Raw genomic sequence first — 17770 nt, 5'->3', positions numbered from 1 at the left:
TGATTCCGCGTTGGTGCTAATCTAGGCGTCGCAGTTCAGGCGGTGAATGACCGGTGCGCCTGAAAACCTGCTCCGGACTCCGGAAAGGAGGGCGGTCAAGTGTTGGATGCGCTTTCTGATGTGTTGCGTGTGATTCGGCTGTCTGGAGGGGTCTTCCTCGAGGCGGAGCTCACTGCGCCCTGGTGCATCAACGGCAGAATCTCGGCAGATGATTGCAAGCCGTTCCTGGTGGCACCTCGACACATCATTGCGTCGCACTTTGTCGCCGCGGGGCGCATGCAAATTCAAATCGACGGTGGCGCCGCCATCGAGGTAGGGGCAGGCGAACTCGTTTTGCTTCCTCGCAACGACGCACATTCTTTTGGCAGCGACCTGAGCATTGCGCCCATGCCGGCCAGAGAAGTCATCCAGCCGCCAGAAGTCGGCGGCATATCACGGATCAAGTACGGCGGGGGCGGCGAGGCCACGCAGTTGCTGTGCGGATTCCTCGGTTCAGAAACACCCTTCAGTCCGTTGCTTTCGTCGTTGCCTTCCTTATTGAAACTGGATTTGCGCGCGACGGCTTCGGGCACCTGGATCGAAAGCTCCTTTCGTTTTGCTGTCAGTGAAATCGCGGCGGGCCGCGTCGGCTCGACAACGGTCATCGCCAAGCTATCGGAGCTGCTATTCGTCGAAGCCGTCGGCCAGTATGTCGCCAGCCTTCCCGCTGAGCGGCGTGGGTGGCTGGCGGGGTTGCGGGATCCGCATATCGGGCGCGCACTGGCGCTATTGCATGCCCGTCCAACCGAAGGCTGGACGGCAGAAGCCCTGGCGCTTGAGGTGGGCATGTCGCGCTCGGTGTTCGCCGAGCGCTTCACGGCGTTGGTCGGACAGCCACCGATGCAATACCTGACGCTGTGGCGCATGCACGTGGCGGCTCAACAGTTGCGCGAAGGTCGCGGCAATGTGGCGCAAATCGGCTTTGCCGTTGGCTACGACTCCGAAGCCGCGTTCAGTCGCGCATTCAAACGCCAATTCGGCACATCCCCCGGCACCTGGCGCAGACAATCCGCATGAGAAGGGGCGGTACCACCTCTTCATGGTTACCTGACCAGGCTTGACCCTTGCTCAAGGATATCGAGGCGATTCTGCCCGAGCCTGGCTGGTTCGTAGCGCTCTGGCTACCTGGGCTTGAATCTCGTAGGCAGGCGCCTCGACGGCTTCGTAATCACGGGTATAACGAGTGGCGAACTCGCGATCGCCCCATTGCTGGTACTGCTGCACGTGCTTCAACTCATGCGCCCACAGCGCGACATCGTTAAGTGCATCTTCGGGATTTCGAAAGACGATGATGTCGATAAGGGTGACCGCACGTACATCGGGATTCTGCAGCATGGTGTGTGCGGCGTTCAGCTCCACATCATCGCCTACCTTGTAGCGAACCGAATCGAGCACTTGAATGTCATAGTAGGGTTCGAGCTGGGCCCGGATATTCAGCGGGATTGGCTGGATATCGCCGGTTGCCGCGGTGTTGCGCGATTGCACAATCCAGTTCTGCAATCCAGAGGCCGCCATCTGGTTCATGTCGTCGAAGATCGTTCCAGCTTCCTCTTCGGAACCTGGAGCACAAAAACAAGCGACCATGCAGACCTGATACTGCCCGGCCGGGCAGGCGAAAACCGAGGACGAGGTGCCAGCGCAAAAGAGCACGATCGCTAACCGGAAAACTTGACGCAAAAAAATAGCTGGCAATGGGTCCTCCCATGGGCAAAGGCGGTCGGCAGGCAATACGTTGGGCGTCTCGCGCCCATTGTGCTGCCGCGTGTTGGACCGCTGCGACACCGTTCGATTCCCTGGGTTCCTCAGTTTCTTTTGGCCACGCCGAGCAGGTCAGCTTTGGCGTGGGATTCGCTTTCAATCTGCTCTAACCCCAAAGACTGACGCAACTGCGCCGGACTCACTCCAAGGCGTTGCTTGAAGGTGGTCGCCATGTGCGCCTGGGAATTGAAACCGCAGGCGTAGGCGATTTCCGTCAGGGTGGCGGTCGAATCGCGCATCAGGGCACGGGCCTTGGCGAGGCGTCGGTCGATCAGGTAGCTGTGCGGGCTTTTGCCGGTGGCGTTTTTGAAGGCCCGCATGAAATACCCTTCGGACAATCCAAGCAGGCCCGCCATCGCCGGCACGCTCAACGGGTCTTCGAGGCCTGCATCGATGAACTCATCGAGCAAGCGCATCCGGCTGCCGGTTATCGAGCCATGGGGTGTTGTCGACACCGCTTCGCTACCGGTCGCCCGTTCGGACAATGCCAGTGCCCAGGCCTCCCAATCGTCCTCCACAGAGGACAGCAACAGCGCGGCGCGCATACGCCACGCGAGAGCGGTGGCCTGCCGGTCGATGCGATTGTTGAAGGCACGATCCCCCATCAACGCCATGCCATCGGTGCGAATCACCCGCAAGTATTCGCCGCCCTGGGGGGATTCGGACAACACGTCACACCCGGCGGGGACGAACGCCAGGCCGTTGGGCACGGCATCGAAGGGGCGTATTCGGTCGCTGCCGATGGCGTGCAGGCCTCGCTGGCTGTCGAAGGCGAAGCCGATTCCCGCCTGGGTCGCGACATAGCGGGTCGCGTAGGCGCAGCCGGGGAGCAATTCGATCGCCCAAGGGCCGGCCTCGATACGACGGACCGGTTCGGACAAGCGTGGTGGCGGCGGGCGATTTCGATGACTCATGGACACCATAGTAGTGAAGAGGGGGGACAAAAGTCAGGTCAGTTTTTTGAAAGCCGGAGTACTGCGCCGTTGTTCAGACTGGGCAAAACCTCAGGGGGACCTCTCATGCACACACTGACTCGCGACGATATCGAACAGGCCGCTCGCCACGTTTACCAGGTCATGCCCGCCACAGCCCAGTACCCTTGGCCCTTGCTGGCTCAGCGGTTGGGTTGCACGGTGTGGGTCAAGCACGAAAATCACACGCCTACCGGTGCCTTCAAAGTGCGCGGCGGTATCACGTTCATGCACTGGCTCAAGCGCGAGCACCCGGGCGCGAAGGGCATTGTCAGCGCTACCCGCGGCAACCATGGCCAGAGCTTGGCACTGGCGGCTCGCACACTGGGTTTGCAGGCGTTGATCGTCGTGCCGGAAGGTAACTCGGTAGAAAAGAACAACGCCATGCGCGGCTTTGGCGCTGAAGTGGTCGAGTATGGCCGCGATTTCGATGATGCCCGTGAAGAGGCGGCCCGCCTGGCCCACGCGCATGACCTGTTCCTGGTTCCGCCGTTTCACACCGAGCTGGTCAAAGGCGTCGCCACTTATGCGCTGGAGCTGTTCAACGCAGCACCGGACCTGGATACCGTTTATGTACCGATTGGCTGTGGATCGGGGATTTGCGGGGTGATCGCCGCCCGCGATGCGCTGGGTCTGGAAACCGAAGTGGTTGGCGTGGTTTCCACGCAGGCGGCGGCTGCACAGTTATCGTTTGACGCTGGCGCAATCTGCGAAACCGCCTCGGCCAACACCTTTGCCGACGGCCTTGCCGTGCGCAAGCCGATTCCTGAAGCCTTTGCCGTCTACGCGGCAGGTGCTGCGCGGATCGTATCGGTCAGCGATGACCAGATCGCCGAAGCCATGCGCGTGTATTACACCGATACCCATAACCTTGCCGAAGGGGCCGGTGCGTCGGCGTTGGCAGCGCTTATCTCGGAGCGTGAAGCCATGTCGGGAAGAAGGGTGGGGGTGATTCTCTCCGGTGGCAACGTCGACAGATCGGTGTATGCGCAAGTGATTGCGTGAAAAGGGCCATGACCCTGGTCACATAAATTTGAAATGCACGGCATTGCTCGACAGAATCACGCCCCGATCCGGCCCAAGTCGCCGGACGTTAGTGGTGAAAAGGGGCCGCAGTTGAACGAACAGACATTGTCCATGCGCCTGGAGCGCGTTGCCGCCTATGTGCCAGCCGGTGCGCGCCTGGCCGATATCGGCTCGGATCACGGCTACCTGCCGGTGGCCTTGATGCGCCGTGGCGCCATCGCGGCGGCAGTGGCCGGCGAGGTGGCCTTGACGCCGTTCCACGCGGCCAACCGCACCGTGCGCGAGAACGGCCTGGACTCGCAAGTCACCGTGCGCCTGGCCAACGGCCTGGCGGCGATCGAGCCGGGAGACGGAATTACAGCGGTCAGCATCTGCGGCATGGGCGGCGAAACCATCCGTGACATCCTCGACAGTGGCAAGGCGTACCTGAGCGGTCAGGAGCGCCTGATCCTGCAGCCCAATGGCGGCGAGCAGCCACTGCGCCAATGGCTGATGGACAATGGCTATCGCATCCTCTGCGAAGAAGTGCTGCGGGAAAATCGTTTCGACTACGAAATCATCGTCGCCGAACGCGCAGGGCCGGTGATCTACACCGCCCAGGAGCTGTACTTTGGCCCGTTGCAGATGCAGACCCGCAGCCCGGCGTTCCTGGTCAAGTGGCAGCGCAAGTTGCGCCAGAAACAGAAGACCCTGAGCCACTTTGCCCTGGCGCAGCAGGCCGTGCCCGAGGAGACGGTGCAGGACATCGCTCGGCAGGCCCGGTGGATCACCCAATTGCTGGCTTGAGCAAGCCTGGGGCACCGCCCAAAAAGAACCTCGATTCAGCGTGGGTGTGGCTGAGTCGAGCGAGACGCGTCGACGGCCCCTTCAGGCGACTCGAATTTGCCGGTGACCAGTAGGCAATTTTCGCCATTGGTCGGGGCTGGCGACGAAAGTTCAGCGCAATAGCGGGTTTTTTTTCGGTATGCTAAGAGAATCGATTCAGCACCGTAGCTATGCAGGTTTCAGCCAGGAAAACAGGTACCTCCAGGTGTTGAATTTAGTACCGTTTGTCGAGCGTACTGCTCAAAAAGTGAACGATTTTGATATGCTTCGCTCTGATTTACCGGCAGGCGGATCCTTTGATAGTTCGCGCTGCACTCACTAATAAAATGGACGTATACCTCATCTGCATTGAATGGAATGCGCATGGGGATTTTTTTTACCTGAGACCTGGAGTGATAGTATGTCGTCATCACTGACTTGCTGGGCGAGTCGCTCTCTCTTGTAATACCAAATTATTTAGTTGATTCAATCAATGCGAACTTGATCGTGCAGGCGCAATTAATTAATTAATTCGCATGCCTGGGGCATGGTCAATTTGCACTGCCGCAATAAGTGGAGATGTAATCTTGGATATTAGTACAATTATCGGCCTGATCGGCCAGAAAGAATCCATGGAGTTTTTGCGTTTAGGCGTTGTGTACGTTCACCTGTTGGCTTGCTGCGTAGCTATTGGCCTGGTGTTTGCCAGCGACGCGGCAATGGTAAAGGACTTATTGAAAGGTCGCGTGTCGTCGGGGCACGATAATGAACATATGGCCAGTCTTCAGAAGTCTGTTTCCAATGCGTTGATCTTCTTGTGGTTCACCGGAGCTGCGATTATAGGTATTGATTACCTTGAAAAAGGCATGACCTATTTTGCCAATCCGAAACTTCAAGCAAAAGTTATTATTGTATTGTTGCTGACGTTCAACGGCATGTTGTTGCACCGCTATGTATTGCCGGCAATGCTGAAGGCCGGTTCGCTGCTTGATCTACAGATCAATGTGCGAATGTTTGCCCTGTTCTCTGGCGCACTGTCGGGCGTGTCCTGGTTGTATGCCGCCATGCTCGGTGTCGGTCGACCGCTGGCCTGGAAGTATTCGCTCACCGAGTTGCTGATGGCCTATCCGGTGTTGATCGTGCTCGGCTTTGCGATGATGGTGGCGCTGACCCAGTGGGCGCGTAAGCGCAACGAAGCAACTCCGGTTCAAGAAACTTCGTGGTTGTTTGCGGGTATTCCTGCGCTGCGCTGAACTGACGAGGCTCCAGGAAAAGACGGGTGAACCTGTCTGAACCTTTCAAACATCAGACCCCCTCCTTGTGAGGGGGTTTTTTGTGTGTGGGTCTCAGGAAATCAAAGAACCGGCTCGAATGGCCGGTTTTTTTTCGAGTGAAAAACGTCCATTTCACTTCAGCGCCAAAGCGTTGATCGTCATGGGTGAAAGCGATCCGATGTGCGTAACCGGGGGCTCCGGAGGGCCGGACGGTGAGAAGCCCATCATCCTTTCCGCAAGGGAGAGGGTAGCGAGGTTGATCTCGCGTCTACCGCTCATCGGCAAGGCACAAAATAAACTTTGACATCATTGGGGCTTTGGTTGAATATTCATCCATCGCATACGATCTAATCGGTAGCGATTAAAAGTAATGACACCCCCTGCCGTTTGGAGACTCAGCCATGAACACCGGAAGCCGCCGCACAATGTTTATCTCAACCGCTCACGCTTCCCATGGCCAAAACGGCAACAACTGGATCATTGCACACGCCAATTGATGAACGTTGTCTTTTTAAATATCACTGATATCGCATGCGATATAATCGCACGAAATATCAAGTCCTGAGGAAGTCCCCATGAGCAAGATCGAAAAAGTACTGGCAACCGGCAAAACCCACACCACCCACAGCGGTGTCGGCGGTCACAACGGCAACCTCGATATCGAACTGTCGTCACCGGGTTCCGCCCAGCCGGCCCACGTCTTTACCGCTACACAGCCGCACCCGAAAGCCGAGCAACTGTTTGCCGGTGCCTGGTCTGCCTGCTACACCGCGGCAGTGGGGCTGGTGGCCCAGGAGCGCAATATCGTGTTGCCGACGGATATGGCCGTCGACATCGAAGTGGACCTGGGCCAGACTGGTCTGGCCTATTTCCTTCAGGCCCGACTGACCCTGCGAGTGCCAGGGCTGGCACACGATGTCGCGACCGAACTGGCGCACATTGCCGACTCCATCTGCCCTTACTCCAAAGCCACACGCGGCAATATCGACGTTGCCCTGAACGTGATTACGGCGTGATGCCTGGATGCGTCACTAACATCGCATGCGATAAAAGCGCGCACGAACATAACTCACTGTAATCCTGAGGGAATCATCATGAGCAAGATCGAAAAAGTACTGGCCAGCGGCAAAACCCACACCACTCATAACAGCGCGGGCAACACCTCGCGCGGTCATAACGGCAACCTCGATATCGTGCTGTCGTCCCCCGGCAGCGATACACCGGCACACGTGCTCACCGCCGTCCAGCCGCACCCGAAAGCCGAGCAACTGTTCGCCGGAGCGTGGTCGGCCTGCTACATCGCAGCGGTGGGGCTGGCCGCCCAACAGATGAAGGTGACACTGCCGACCGACACCGCCGTCGACATTGAAGTGGACCTGGGCCAGACCGGCGCGGCTTACTTCCTCCAGGCCCGACTGACCTTGCGGGTGCCGGGGCTGGACCAGGGGGTGGCGACCGAGTTGGCCCACAACGCCGATGCGATCTGCCCTTACTCCAAGGCCACACGCGGCAACATTGATGTCGACATCAACGTCCTGACGGCTTAACCCACTGCACGGCCAGCTCACTGGGGATTTCCCCGGTGAGCTGGCCGTCGGCGTTTATACGCACTTCCGATACCATCGCGTACGACGTATAGTTTCGGTCTCGCAAGATTGAGCCAGGAGAACGCCCATGAAAAACACCGACAAGACATCCGCCCTGGATCTCAAACTCACCGACTTCCTGTGTTTTGCGGTCTATTCCACCAACCTGGCCTTCGGCAAGGCCTACAAGCCGATGCTCGAACGGCTCGGCCTGACCTATACGCAATACATCACCCTCGTTGCGCTGTGGGAGGAAGACAACCAGACCGTTGGCAGCCTCGGCGAAAAGCTGTTTCTCGAATCCAATACCCTCACGCCGATCCTGAAGAAGTTGGAAGCGATGGGTTATTTAATGCGCCAGCGCGACCCGGAAGACGAACGCCAGGTGCGGATCAGTCTGACCAAAGAGGGGCGAAAACTGCGCGAAGGTCTCACCGAAGACGGCTTCCCGCAAACCGGTCTTGATCCCGACGACTTCGTGCAGATGCAGAAGGCCATTGTGAAGTTACGGGGCAATCTCATTCGATCGACCAAGGACAGAGAGTAAGTCGTATCGAGTAAAGTGAGTGGCCCCGGATTTGCGAGGCGCACCCCGCAGAGAAACCCTGGCCCTCCCGTCTGACACCCCCCGATTCGGAGTGAGCCCCCCACTAATGGGGGCTATTGCTCAGCGGTATTCGCATGTTCATTAACCGGTTACTTCAATCGCTGGCCAATGTTTGCGGATCTTTCAGGTCACCGCGCCTATTTTATACAACGCTGGCAGAGTAATTGCTGAGTGAGCTTGTCCCGTTCATGCAAGGTGCAGGGCCGGGATGCTGTGGAGCTGTCAGTACTCCATTGAGTGATTGCCTGTAGCCATCGGTTTGCATCACGAAGTAGCCCTGGCTTCTCAATACCGGGCTTACTCAATAGAAGTACTGCAGTCATCCTCTGCAACCGTCCAGGGGAAATGCTTATGAGCCACTCCAGACATACGTGTGCGCAGGTAGCACTGCACCGGTTGTGCTTTCTAACCTGCCTGCTGACGGTAACGCTGGTGGCGGCTGACGAACTTCAGGGCGATGACAATCAAAACAATGAGAAGTGGCTGGAGCCGGCACGCTCCAGGCTCATGCATGTGATTGGCGCGATGCCGTTCTTTCCGCATCGGGCCAATACCACCGGCAACCTGGTCTTGAATGTGAAGGACTTCGACAATGCCCAGGTCTGTGGCGCTTGCCATACGGAGATCTACAGGCAGTGGCGCTCGTCGATGATGTCCCAGGCCTGGGATGAGCCCATCTATCGGGCCTTGCTCAAGCGTGCGAGTGCGGCCACCGAGGGCAAGGTCGATAACTTCTGCACCGGCTGCCATACCCCGATCGGTCTCACCACCGGGCAGATCACTTCGCAAGTCAACCGCTCCTCGATTGAAGACAGTGCGAAGAATCATCCGATGCCCGGGGTCGATTGCGACACCTGCCACAACATCAGTGCCCGCACGGGCCTCGATAACGGCGCCTATGTTCTGAGCCCGCGAGCGCACGGCAAACCGACCAAGTTCGGCCCGCGCAAGGATGCCGTTTCGCCTTATCACGACACCGTGTATTCCGCTCTGCACACGCGCTCGGACTTTTGCGGCACCTGCCACAACGTCACGCACCCGTTCAGCAGCGTGGCGGTGGAGCGCACTTATGACGAATGGCAGGAGAGCACCTACAGCCTTAACAATGTGACCTGCCAGAGTTGCCACATGCCGGGCTTTGCGGGCAAGGCCGCGATCATGGGGCCGGACCGTAAGGAGGTCGCCTCGCATTGGTTCAGCGGAGCCAACGCGACGATGCTCAAGCACCTTGGTCAGGAGGAGGGCGCGCAACGCGCACGCGACATGCTCGCGCGCGCGGCGCAAATAACGTTCCAGCAACTGCCGGCCGCCATCATTCCCGGACAATACGCCTCGGTAGCCGTCAAAGTGACCAACGTCGGCGCAGGGCACAAGCTGCCAACCGGCTTTCCCGAGGGGCGGGAGATGTGGATCGATTTTCGGGTGCAGGATGCCAGTGGTCGCGAGCTCTATCGCCTGGGTTCGATCAAGGACGGCAAGACTGAAGTCAACACGCGAAATTTCAAAGTGCACATAGGCGACAAGAACGGCAATCCGTTGGACGTCGAGGTCTGGAATGCCACGCAGATACTCTCGGACAATCGCATTCTGCCCAAGGGCTACAATATCGGGGAGTTCTCCTTCCTGGTGCCGGCCGACGCCGTCGGACCGCTGACCCTGACAGCCGATCTGAACTACTGGCCGTTTTCCCAGAAGCTGGCCGACTACCTGCTCGGCAAGGATAAGCTGCAGGTGGAAATCACCCGGATGGCCAATGTCACGCAGAGCGTACCCCTGTCGACCGGATCCGATACGGCGAAGCGAGTGGTACCCGCGAAGTTGAAACTCGACGACGCTAGCGCTTACTACAAAGAATGAACATGTCATTACCATCGTCGAACAGGTATCGCGTCACGGACAGCTACTGCATCCAGTAACTCGCGTTGTAGCAAGTGGCTCTTGTGGGGCTGGTAACTGTGCAGCAAATCAACATGCAGACTGTGCCGGCCCAGTACCCGTCGGAGTCTGCCAACCATGTCCACACCGTCGACTTTCAAGCGGGCCTGACGCAGGCACACCTTAACCAGGATGTGCCCACGCTCGGTCAACTTCACCGCATTGCTCAGGTAGTTGAGCAGAGACGACGCTAGCCTTTGCCTCCGCTAACACCGCTGCCGCTACTACCGCTACCGCTACTGCTGCCGCTACTACCGCTGCCGCTGCTACCGCTACCGCTGCCATCTTCCTGGTTATTGTCGACCTCGACCTGTGGCCCCACACCATCTCCCGTACGGAATGTCGGTAACGCAACCGAGGCCACGAATCTCACGCCGTCCCAGCTTGGCAATGGAGTGGGCATCAATTGGAACTGGCCCGGGTGCTCAGAGTCCCAGCGCAGCAGCATCGACGTGTCCTCATGCTGTGTGTTGTGGCAGTGCTCCATGTAGGTACCGGCAAACTCACGGATGCGGATGGCCATTTCGACATTGTCGAGGCTCTCAGGATGACGACCTATATTGTAGATATCTTTGCGCGCCCCTTTTTCCCATTCGGGTGGAGTCTTGCCACCTCGAGTGAGAATGATCCCTTCCTCGAAGTGCACATGCACCGGGTGACTCCAGCCGTTGCCGCCGTTTTCGATCTTCCAGATTTCCAGCGTGCCTTCACCCTTGAACCCTGCCGGTGTCGGGCCAGTGGCCAGTTGTGGCGCGGCTGAAATCCGGCGCGGGTCCATGTTGAAACCTTCGCCGCCATCGGTCTTGATTGTCCAGGGCTTGAAATCCGTGCCGTTGGAGCGGCCAAAGATAAAGGTGCGGTGCCGCGCCTGGGCAAGCCGGGCGATATCGGCAGGGTCATCACGGTGCAAGGGCAGGGGGATCATGAACTTGCCCTCGGGCTTGCCAGGCTTGGCGGGCTCGAAGTCGACCGGATTCATGCTGACATCCTGGCCGGTGTAAGGCTGGACGTTCAGTTGCATGAACACGCCCACGCCCGGGTCACCGTTGACCCACTGTGGCCCGTGGCTGGTTTGCCTGACAACGGGCAGGTACTTCCCGGAGAGTACATCCGCCAATGGAATGTCACGTTCGGGACGCTTGCCGTTTTCATGCTCCTCGATGTTGACGAAGAAAATCCTGTCGCCTGGCTTGATGCCGTTTTTCGCGAAGTCGACGACGATGTCATAGCGTTCGGCAATGCCCTGTATCGGCAAAATGGCATTGTGGTCCTGTGTGTCGCCGTCGCCATCGAGGTCCAGGCTGCCATCGAACGGCACCGCGTGCTCCATGATATTGCCGTCGTTGGCAATCATGTGGAACGGCACCCGGTTGTATGAAACCCCGGAGCTTTTCGGGCCAGGAAACTCGCCACCATTACCATTGACCTGACGCACCAACGCCAGCTTGAAGTAGCGAGAAACCGATCCGTTGAGAATGCGCAAACGGTAGCGGCGGGCACGCACGTCCAGGAAGGGCTTGTACTCCCAGTTGGTCAGGACCTGATCACCGAGAAAACCGTCGGTATTGAAGGGGTTGAACCACAACTGGCCGGCCTTGTCCCAGGCCTTGTCGGCGATCGTCAGGTTGACGTCATAGTCGCGGTTACCCCACCCCAGCCCCGAACCGCTGGGCAGGCGCAGGTTGACCCCGTCGTCGACCGACTCGTTGCCACGATCCACGGCGCTGTAGTAGTTCATCATCGTGGCATTGCCCTTGTAGACATTCTGCGCGGTGAAATCGAGCATGTGGTCGTGGAACCAGTGGGTGCTCATGGTTTCGCGCCAGTCGCCACGGATCTTGATGGTGCCGCGGTCGCAAGTCTTGAAGCCGGGGTTGGCGTCGTTGACGAAAAGCTTTTCACCGGGGTCGCACGGGAACGCCGCACGCGGATCCTGAGCGCTGGTATTGATGCTGTCGTAACCGGCCAACTGGATCGGCCAACGGTAGTCGTAGTACTGGCCCGGGAAGAAGAACGCGTTGGCAAAGCCATCGCTTTCCGCGGGCGAGTGGCCGTTATGCTCGTGGGTGGAGATGGTGTGCAGGCCAAAGCCCCGGTTGGCCGATGGGTCAATGGGCAAGGCATCGTAATGACGCATCAGCATCGCCTGGCCATAGCGTACTTGCAGCAGTTTGGGCGGAAAGGTGCCGTCGAATGTCCACAGCGCATTATGGTCCTGGACAGGGAAGTTGTCGTGAAATTGCACTTGTATGCCCTTGGTTGTGCCCTCGTTGGCCGGGTTGCCGCTGGTGTTGTGATAGAGCCCGCCTGGCGCAAATTCCCCCACGGCGTAGTTATGCCGTTGCATACGATCTCGTAAGCCGCTGTTGACGTGCGCGCCTGCTTGCACAGTCTTGAAGGCGTTGCGCGGGAAAAACTCATTGAAACGCTGGTGCGACCAACCTTTTCCCGGTGGCCGGCCTTCTGCGGGCGAATCGACTCGGCGATTGAGGAAATCCTCGATCTGCGCCTTCCACGGGTTGCGGTCCAGTACATTGGAGAACTCTGTCGGGAAGGGCGTCAAAGCTGGCTGCCTGAGAAAGGCATCCAGCGCAGCCGGCGACGGGCCGCTACGCGCCACCTTCAAGGGATCCTGCGCCGGTGCGGGCCCCAGCGTCGGAACCGGAAACGGAACAGGTGATGGAGGGTCGGCCGCATCCAGTTTGTTCGAGCCGAAGTCCTCGAAAAGCTCAAGCTTCTGTGTGAACGGTTGAACCCCGAACACCGGGCTGGCATTACCGTTGGTGGGGATATTGAAGCTGGGTTGCAGATCGGGTGGCAGCACATTGTCGACCAAGGGGGTCTGGCGGTTACCGGCCACACCATTGGGTAAGTCGAAGGCGCCGACGTTTGCGGGAGGCTGCTTGAGCAAGTCCCTCAATGCGGCATTGGGGTCGGCGGGCGGATTGGTGAACGCCGATGGGTCGGTAGGAGGCGGGGGATCGGTGTTGTCGAGGGGGACTGCCTGGGTCTGGGACAAGCCCAGCCCCAACATGATCGCGGCAGCAGAGATACTCAGCGCCAGCCTGGTTTTGGACAAAAGACTAGGATTCAACCTTCCGGTGTCCTGTTTCATCGCAAACACCTCTGACGGGTTCCTCGGAGCGTGGCAATAGATGAGCAACGAGCCACGGCTCCTGGCCCGGCTGGCGAAACGTTTGATTTCGAGCCGGGATGGGAACGATGCAAATTTCCCGCCGAAAGTGACAGGAGGTGACTAATGGCTCTACGCCACGCTCCCCTTGTCCGCGGGCTTCAAACTGGCGTATGAGCAGCCAGGATGAATACCCCGATGACGGGGAATATCCCCCAATAAAGGGTGCGATTGTGCGGGGCGTCTGGGCCAGGAGAAGTGGCTGTTTTCTGAATGTATCGATGACCGGCTGCTTTCATTCGTCCCGACTTCATCGGCGGCCGCTGTTGGCAGAAGTGACTAGTGCGTGAGGGCAGGGATACTGACCACTGGACCTGGGTATCGTTTTGCTGCCTGAGGGCATCGCTGAGCAAGACCTGATCAATGGAAAGCTGCTTAAGGTCTTGCCTCAATGGCACGCCACTTCGGTTTCAGTGTATGCGCTGACCGAGACGCGCCTGTTGCCGGCGAAAACCCAGCGGTTCATCGAGTTTTTGCGCGATCAACTGGAAGGCGCATAAGCGTCCGCGCCATGAGTAACTGTGGCCAGCCAGTCGGGGGCTCCGGTTAAACCCCGTATTTGTTGGCCTAAGTCCGTTCCTGAAGCAGGCCATGGCATGTCATCACGGACTGTTACCCAAGGCGACAATCGTTTTTTCACCTTCAGACTTCGTTAAGAAATGCCTTTGATACTTCTCCCCAATTGATCCGGGGGAGATGTTTTCAATGTCCGATTTCAACTGGAACGTTCAGTTGCCGCTGCACTTTGGCCTGACCGAAGCGCAGCAGATGTATCTCGTCAGGGCCTTGCCGGACGCTCCGCAACGAAGCGCCTTCGAAGCCTTTATCCAGCAACGCTTTCGTAAGGCCCACGGTGCCGATATTCGCCACTTCATGCCGGAGCTGTTTGGCATGAGCGAGGCGTCCGGCGCGCTTTGCGCGGTGATTGGCGTGCGTCTGGCGCGCAGCGGACCGCTGTTCCTGGAAGGTTACCTGGACGATGCGATCGATCCGCTGATCAGTGCCGCGGCCGACCAGACCGTAAGCCGCTCAGCCATCGTAGAGGTAGGCAATCTGGCTGCCAGCGACACCGGCAGCGCACGGATGAGCATCATCGCGATGACCTACCTGCTGGCCATGGGGGGGCTGGAATGGGTTGCCTTCACCGGGAACCTGGGGCTGGTCAATAGCTTTCACCGCCTTGGCTTGAAGCCCGTGACCCTGTGTGCTGCCGACCCGGCGCGTCTGGGCGAGGACCGCCACGCCTGGGGCAGTTACTACGAAAGCAAACCGTGGGTTCATTTCGGCAATGTTCGCTCCGGTTTCATTCATTTGCGCAACATTGGCCTGTTCAGTCGCCTGGGCTTGCCGACCTCTATTGAAGGGGCCTGCCATGTCGCCTGAAATGGAGCGTTTCAAACAGACCCTGCGTAATCATGCTGAGCAAAAAACCAACGCCATTGCGTTGTGGGGCGATCATCTGAAGCTGGACTACGCCACGCTGTATGCCGAGGTCATTTTTCGCCAGCAGCGCCTGCGCGATGAACGGGTCAGGGTGGTCGCCCTAGCGCTGGACAATGGCGTCGAAGCTCTGCTTTGGGACCTGGCCGCGTTGTTCGAGGGTTTGACCTGTGTAGCCTTGCCGCCTTTTTTCAGTCCGGCGCAACGCAGGCATTGCCTGGAGCAAAGCCAGGCCGAGCTCGTCATTGCCGAGCCGCAATTGCACGACGAACTGCTGGCGACCGGGTATCAGAAGTGCGGCGAGTTCTGGCACCGCACGTTCAATGGCCCGAACCGGATGCTTGAAGGCACTGCCAAGTTGACCTTCACCTCGGGCACCACAGGTACACCCAAGGGCGTGTGCTTGAGTGCCGACAGCATTCTGCGGGTCGCTCACGAGTTGCACCTGGCCAGCAAGCCCACCGATCCGCAACACCACATGGCGCTGCTGCCGCTGGCCATTTTGCTGGAGAACATCGGTTGTTACGCCGCACTGTATGCCGGCGCTACCTTGAGCCTGCCCGACCCGAAAACCCTGGGAATTGAAGGCGCCAGCGGTGTGGATGTGCCGACATTGTTGAGTTGCCTGGCCAGCCGATCGCCCCAGAGTCTGGTTCTGGTACCGCAGTTGTTGCTGATGCTGGTCAACGCTGCCGAGCAAAAGGCTTTCGACCCACAGCACCTGCGTTTCACCGCCGTGGGTGGTGCCCGGGTCAGCGAGGATCTACTGCATCGTGCCCAACGCGTGCGCATACCCGTCTATGAAGGTTACGGGCTGTCGGAGTGCGCGTCGGTCGTGTGCCTCAATCGCCCGCAAGCACGGCGCCCCGGCAGTGTCGGACGGCCATTGCCCCATGTGGAGATTCGCCTGGCGGAGGACGGCGAAGTGCTGATCAAGGGTTCAACCTTGCTGGGCTATCTGGGAGAGGCACCGCACACCGCCCAGTGGTGGCCCAGCGGTGATCTCGGCGAGTTCGACGCCGAGGGTTTTCTCTACCTCAAGGGACGCAAGAAACATCAGTTCGTCACCAGTTTCGGGCGCAACGTGAACCCCGAGTGGGTGGAAGCCGAATTGACCCAGCGCGGGCCTGTCGCCCAGGCCTTCGTCTATGGCGAGGCCATGCCCCATAACCATGCACTGCTCTGGCCCCATCGCCCGGACTGCACCGACGAACAACTGGCCGCCGCCGTGGCCCAGGCCAACGAGGCTTTGCCCGAGTACGCCCAGGTCCACCACTGGAGCCGGCTCGACCAACCCTTCACTGCCACCAACGGCTTGCTCACCGCCAATGGCCGGCCCCGCCGTGACGCCATCGTCGAACGCTACCGGGGGCAATTGAGCGAATCTGCATTTTCCGAGGAATCCGCACCATGAGTTTTTTTGACACGTTGCAAAAAGCCACTGAGCAAGAACGCATTGAGTTGTTCAACCTGCCGATCATCCGTGATGCGCTGGAGGGCGACGTCAGCCTGGAAAGTTACCGGGCCTTTCTGGCTCAGGCCTATTACCACGTGCGCCATACCGTGCCGTTGATGATGGCCTGTGGTGCGCGGTTGGCATCACGTCTGGAATGGCTGCGCGAAGCGGTATGTGAATACATCGAGGACGAATACGGCCACGAACAATGGGTACTCAATGATATTGAAGCCTGCGGCGGTGACAGAGCCGCTGTACGGGATGGACGCCCGTCATTGCCGATCGAATTGATGGTCAGCTTCCTTTACGATCTGATTGCCAGGGACAATCCGGTGGGTCTGTTCGGCATGGTCAACGTACTTGAAGGCACGAGCATCGCCTTGGCCACACACGCCGCCGGCAGCATTCGCCGGCGCCTGGACTTGCCGGAAAGCGCCTTCAGCTACCTCAGTTCCCACGGCTCACTGGATATCGAACATATGCAGACCTACCGTCGACTGATGAACCGTCTGGATGACCCGGGCGACCAGGCCGCCGTCATTCACGCCTCCAAAGTGGTGTACCGGCTCTACACCGATATGTTTCGTGGCTTGCCGCGTAACGGGGAGAATCTGCATGCGCCTGTCTGAAGCTCGCGTCGTGTTGACCGGTGCCAGCGGCGGCATCGGCCTGGCCATTGCCACCGCACTGTGCGCCAGTGGTGCCCAGGTGCTGGCCGTGGCTCGGCATCGGGAACCGTTGGTGCCGCTGCTTGAGCGTTATCCCGGTAACCTGAGTTGGGTCCGTGCGGACCTGACGTTGCTCTCCGACCGCCGTCAGGTGTTGGCGCAGGCCCAGGGCATCGGTGGCATCAACCTGCTGATCAATGCCGCCGGGGTCAATCATTTCGCCATGCTCGAACAGCTGGACGACAGCGAGATCAATTCGATGCTCGCGGTGAACATCAGTGCGCCCATGTGCCTGACAAAACTTTTGTTGCCGCAGCTAAAGCAAGCCGCCAGTGCCATGGTGGTAAACGTCGGCTCGACCTATGGCTCCATCGGCTACCCCGGCTACGCCAGTTACTGCGCCACCAAGTTTGCCCTGCGCGGGTTCTCTGAGGCCCTGCGCCGGGAGCTGGCCGACACTCGGGTCAGTGTGCTTTACGTCGCCCCGCGAGCGACCCGTACCAGCATGAACAGCCCGGCGGCCCAGGCGCTGAATGATGCGCTCAAGACCAATGTCGACGATCCGCAAGCCGTGGCGGCCGCAGTGATTCACGCCATTGCCGGTGACCGTCGCGACTTGTACCTGGGCTGGCCCGAACGTTTTTTTGTACGCCTGAACAGCTTTTTGCCCCATCTGGTGGACCGTGGGTTGCGCAAACAATTGCCCCTGATCCGCCGCCTGAGCCAGAAACCCGACCAGGAGAATGTCAAACCATGAGAAAGATCATCGCTTGCCTACTGCTTGGCGCAATGAGCCAGAGCGTCTGGGCGCTGGACCCCGCCGACCAGCAGCGCCTCAACGGTATCCAGCAAAGCTGGGCGCACATTCAATACGAGTTGCCCGAGGGGCAACGGACCGCGGCTTTTGAAAAGCTGGCCGCTCAGGCTTCGAGTTTCAAGCAGGAGCGCCCAACGGTGGCTGAGGCCTGGATCTGGTCTGGCATCGTCACCAGTAGCTGGGCGGGCGCACAGGG

16 protein-coding genes and 2 pseudogenes are annotated in these 17770 nt (G+C 59.2%); 15 read left to right on the top strand and 3 right to left on the bottom strand.

Features of this window, described 5'->3' with window-relative positions; translation table 11 throughout:
* Positions 1–99: 99 nt before the first annotated feature.
* Positions 100–1056: an AraC family transcriptional regulator gene (locus KGB29_RS06635; protein ID WP_057714899.1), complete on the top strand. Its 957-nt coding sequence runs from the start codon at positions 100–102 to the stop codon at positions 1054–1056.
* A 51-nt stretch (positions 1057–1107) separates the two neighbouring features.
* On the opposite strand, the gene KGB29_RS06630 is transcribed toward KGB29_RS06635, so the two are convergent.
* Together KGB29_RS06630 and KGB29_RS06625 are read right to left on the bottom strand one after the other, a co-directional pair.
* The gene (locus KGB29_RS06630; protein WP_371319466.1) at positions 1108–1722 is read right to left on the bottom strand and encodes a DUF4157 domain-containing protein; all 615 of its coding nucleotides are present in this window, start codon (positions 1720–1722) and stop codon (positions 1108–1110) included.
* A 119-nt stretch (positions 1723–1841) separates the two neighbouring features.
* On the bottom strand, positions 1842–2720 hold the full coding sequence (locus KGB29_RS06625) for a helix-turn-helix transcriptional regulator (RefSeq protein ID WP_223508009.1): 879 nt from the start codon (positions 2718–2720) through the stop codon (positions 1842–1844).
* Positions 2721–2816: 96 nt separating this feature from the next.
* Here KGB29_RS06625 and KGB29_RS06620 point away from each other — a divergent pair, with 96 nt between their 5' ends.
* From KGB29_RS06620 to KGB29_RS06585, 8 genes are all read left to right on the top strand, one after another.
* Positions 2817–3773: a threonine dehydratase gene (locus tag KGB29_RS06620; protein WP_150813194.1), complete on the top strand. Its 957-nt coding sequence runs from the start codon at positions 2817–2819 to the stop codon at positions 3771–3773.
* A gap of 111 nt (positions 3774–3884) precedes the next feature.
* Positions 3885–4580: a tRNA (adenine(22)-N(1))-methyltransferase gene (locus KGB29_RS06615; RefSeq protein WP_305734407.1), complete on the top strand. Its 696-nt coding sequence runs from the start codon at positions 3885–3887 to the stop codon at positions 4578–4580.
* Between the two features lie 650 nt (positions 4581–5230).
* Positions 5231–5851, top strand: coding sequence for a hypothetical protein (locus tag KGB29_RS06610; RefSeq protein ID WP_150813255.1), 621 nt, complete (start codon positions 5231–5233; stop codon positions 5849–5851).
* A 118-nt stretch (positions 5852–5969) separates the two neighbouring features.
* On the top strand, positions 5970–6176 hold the full coding sequence (locus KGB29_RS06605; protein ID WP_150813193.1) for a hypothetical protein: 207 nt from the start codon (positions 5970–5972) through the stop codon (positions 6174–6176).
* Between the two features lie 271 nt (positions 6177–6447).
* Positions 6448–6888: an Ohr family peroxiredoxin gene (locus tag KGB29_RS06600; RefSeq protein ID WP_150813192.1), complete on the top strand. Its 441-nt coding sequence runs from the start codon at positions 6448–6450 to the stop codon at positions 6886–6888.
* 78 nt (positions 6889–6966) lie between these two features.
* Complete coding sequence (locus KGB29_RS06595) at positions 6967–7419, top strand: Ohr family peroxiredoxin (RefSeq protein WP_057714894.1); 453 nt, start codon at positions 6967–6969, stop codon at positions 7417–7419.
* Between the two features lie 127 nt (positions 7420–7546).
* Entirely contained in the window at positions 7547–8005 is a 459-nt protein-coding gene (locus KGB29_RS06590; protein ID WP_057714893.1) for a MarR family winged helix-turn-helix transcriptional regulator, read from the top strand.
* Between the two features lie 411 nt (positions 8006–8416).
* Positions 8417–9922 (top strand): multiheme c-type cytochrome, encoded by a 1506-nt coding sequence (locus KGB29_RS06585; protein WP_057714892.1) that lies wholly within the window; start codon positions 8417–8419, stop codon positions 9920–9922.
* A 268-nt stretch (positions 9923–10190) separates the two neighbouring features.
* Here the strand turns inward: KGB29_RS06585 and KGB29_RS06580 are convergent, their stop codons facing one another.
* Positions 10191–13115: a multicopper oxidase domain-containing protein gene (locus KGB29_RS06580; protein WP_223616258.1), complete on the bottom strand. Its 2925-nt coding sequence runs from the start codon at positions 13113–13115 to the stop codon at positions 10191–10193.
* Between the two features lie 386 nt (positions 13116–13501).
* Here KGB29_RS06580 and KGB29_RS06575 point away from each other — a divergent pair.
* The 6 genes and pseudogenes from KGB29_RS06575 to KGB29_RS06550 all read left to right on the top strand — a co-directional run.
* Positions 13502–13693: pseudogene (locus KGB29_RS06575) on the top strand (LysR substrate-binding domain-containing protein); the annotation flags it as partial.
* 205 nt (positions 13694–13898) lie between these two features.
* Positions 13899–14576, top strand: coding sequence for a thermostable hemolysin (locus KGB29_RS06570; protein ID WP_150813190.1), 678 nt, complete (start codon positions 13899–13901; stop codon positions 14574–14576).
* Positions 14566–16047, top strand: a complete 1482-nt coding sequence (locus tag KGB29_RS06565; RefSeq protein WP_150813189.1) for an AMP-binding protein — start codon at positions 14566–14568, stop codon at positions 16045–16047. Before KGB29_RS06570 ends, KGB29_RS06565 begins: the two co-directional genes overlap by 11 nt.
* Positions 16044–16718 carry a TenA family transcriptional regulator gene (locus tag KGB29_RS06560; RefSeq protein WP_090455124.1) on the top strand — a complete coding sequence of 225 codons (675 nt, stop codon included), beginning with the start codon at positions 16044–16046 and terminating at the stop codon, positions 16716–16718. Before KGB29_RS06565 ends, KGB29_RS06560 begins: the two co-directional genes overlap by 4 nt.
* The gene (locus tag KGB29_RS06555; RefSeq protein ID WP_150813188.1) at positions 16705–17514 is read left to right on the top strand and encodes an SDR family oxidoreductase; all 810 of its coding nucleotides are present in this window, start codon (positions 16705–16707) and stop codon (positions 17512–17514) included. Before KGB29_RS06560 ends, KGB29_RS06555 begins: the two co-directional genes overlap by 14 nt.
* A pseudogene (locus KGB29_RS06550) lies at positions 17511–17770 on the top strand (hypothetical protein); the annotation flags it as partial. The gene KGB29_RS06555 and the pseudogene KGB29_RS06550, both read left to right, overlap by 4 nt.

Origin of the sequence: Pseudomonas sp. BF-B-30, assembly GCF_019956305.1 — a bacterium.
Taxonomy (GTDB): Bacteria; Pseudomonadota; Gammaproteobacteria; order Pseudomonadales; family Pseudomonadaceae; genus Aquipseudomonas; species Aquipseudomonas jessenii.
The sequence above is the reverse complement of the archived record's forward strand: the minus strand, read 5'-3'. Positions and strand labels throughout refer to the sequence as shown.

Coding starts and splice junctions, on each gene's coding strand:
- KGB29_RS06625 (WP_223508009.1), bottom strand. CDS start 2,720: ATGGTGTCCATGAGTCATCGAAATCGCCCGCCGCCACCACGCTTGTCC.
- KGB29_RS06620 (WP_150813194.1), top strand. CDS start 2,817: ATGCACACACTGACTCGCGACGATATCGAACAGGCCGCTCGCCACGTT.
- KGB29_RS06610 (WP_150813255.1), top strand. CDS start 5,231: ATGGAGTTTTTGCGTTTAGGCGTTGTGTACGTTCACCTGTTGGCTTGC.
- KGB29_RS06605 (WP_150813193.1), top strand. CDS start 5,970: ATGGCCGGTTTTTTTTCGAGTGAAAAACGTCCATTTCACTTCAGCGCC.
- KGB29_RS06600 (WP_150813192.1), top strand. CDS start 6,448: ATGAGCAAGATCGAAAAAGTACTGGCAACCGGCAAAACCCACACCACC.
- KGB29_RS06595 (WP_057714894.1), top strand. CDS start 6,967: ATGAGCAAGATCGAAAAAGTACTGGCCAGCGGCAAAACCCACACCACT.
- KGB29_RS06590 (WP_057714893.1), top strand. CDS start 7,547: ATGAAAAACACCGACAAGACATCCGCCCTGGATCTCAAACTCACCGAC.
- KGB29_RS06585 (WP_057714892.1), top strand. CDS start 8,417: ATGAGCCACTCCAGACATACGTGTGCGCAGGTAGCACTGCACCGGTTG.
- KGB29_RS06580 (WP_223616258.1), bottom strand. CDS start 13,115: ATGAAACAGGACACCGGAAGGTTGAATCCTAGTCTTTTGTCCAAAACC.
- KGB29_RS06570 (WP_150813190.1), top strand. CDS start 13,899: ATGTCCGATTTCAACTGGAACGTTCAGTTGCCGCTGCACTTTGGCCTG.
- KGB29_RS06565 (WP_150813189.1), top strand. CDS start 14,566: ATGTCGCCTGAAATGGAGCGTTTCAAACAGACCCTGCGTAATCATGCT.
- KGB29_RS06560 (WP_090455124.1), top strand. CDS start 16,044: ATGAGTTTTTTTGACACGTTGCAAAAAGCCACTGAGCAAGAACGCATT.
- KGB29_RS06555 (WP_150813188.1), top strand. CDS start 16,705: ATGCGCCTGTCTGAAGCTCGCGTCGTGTTGACCGGTGCCAGCGGCGGC.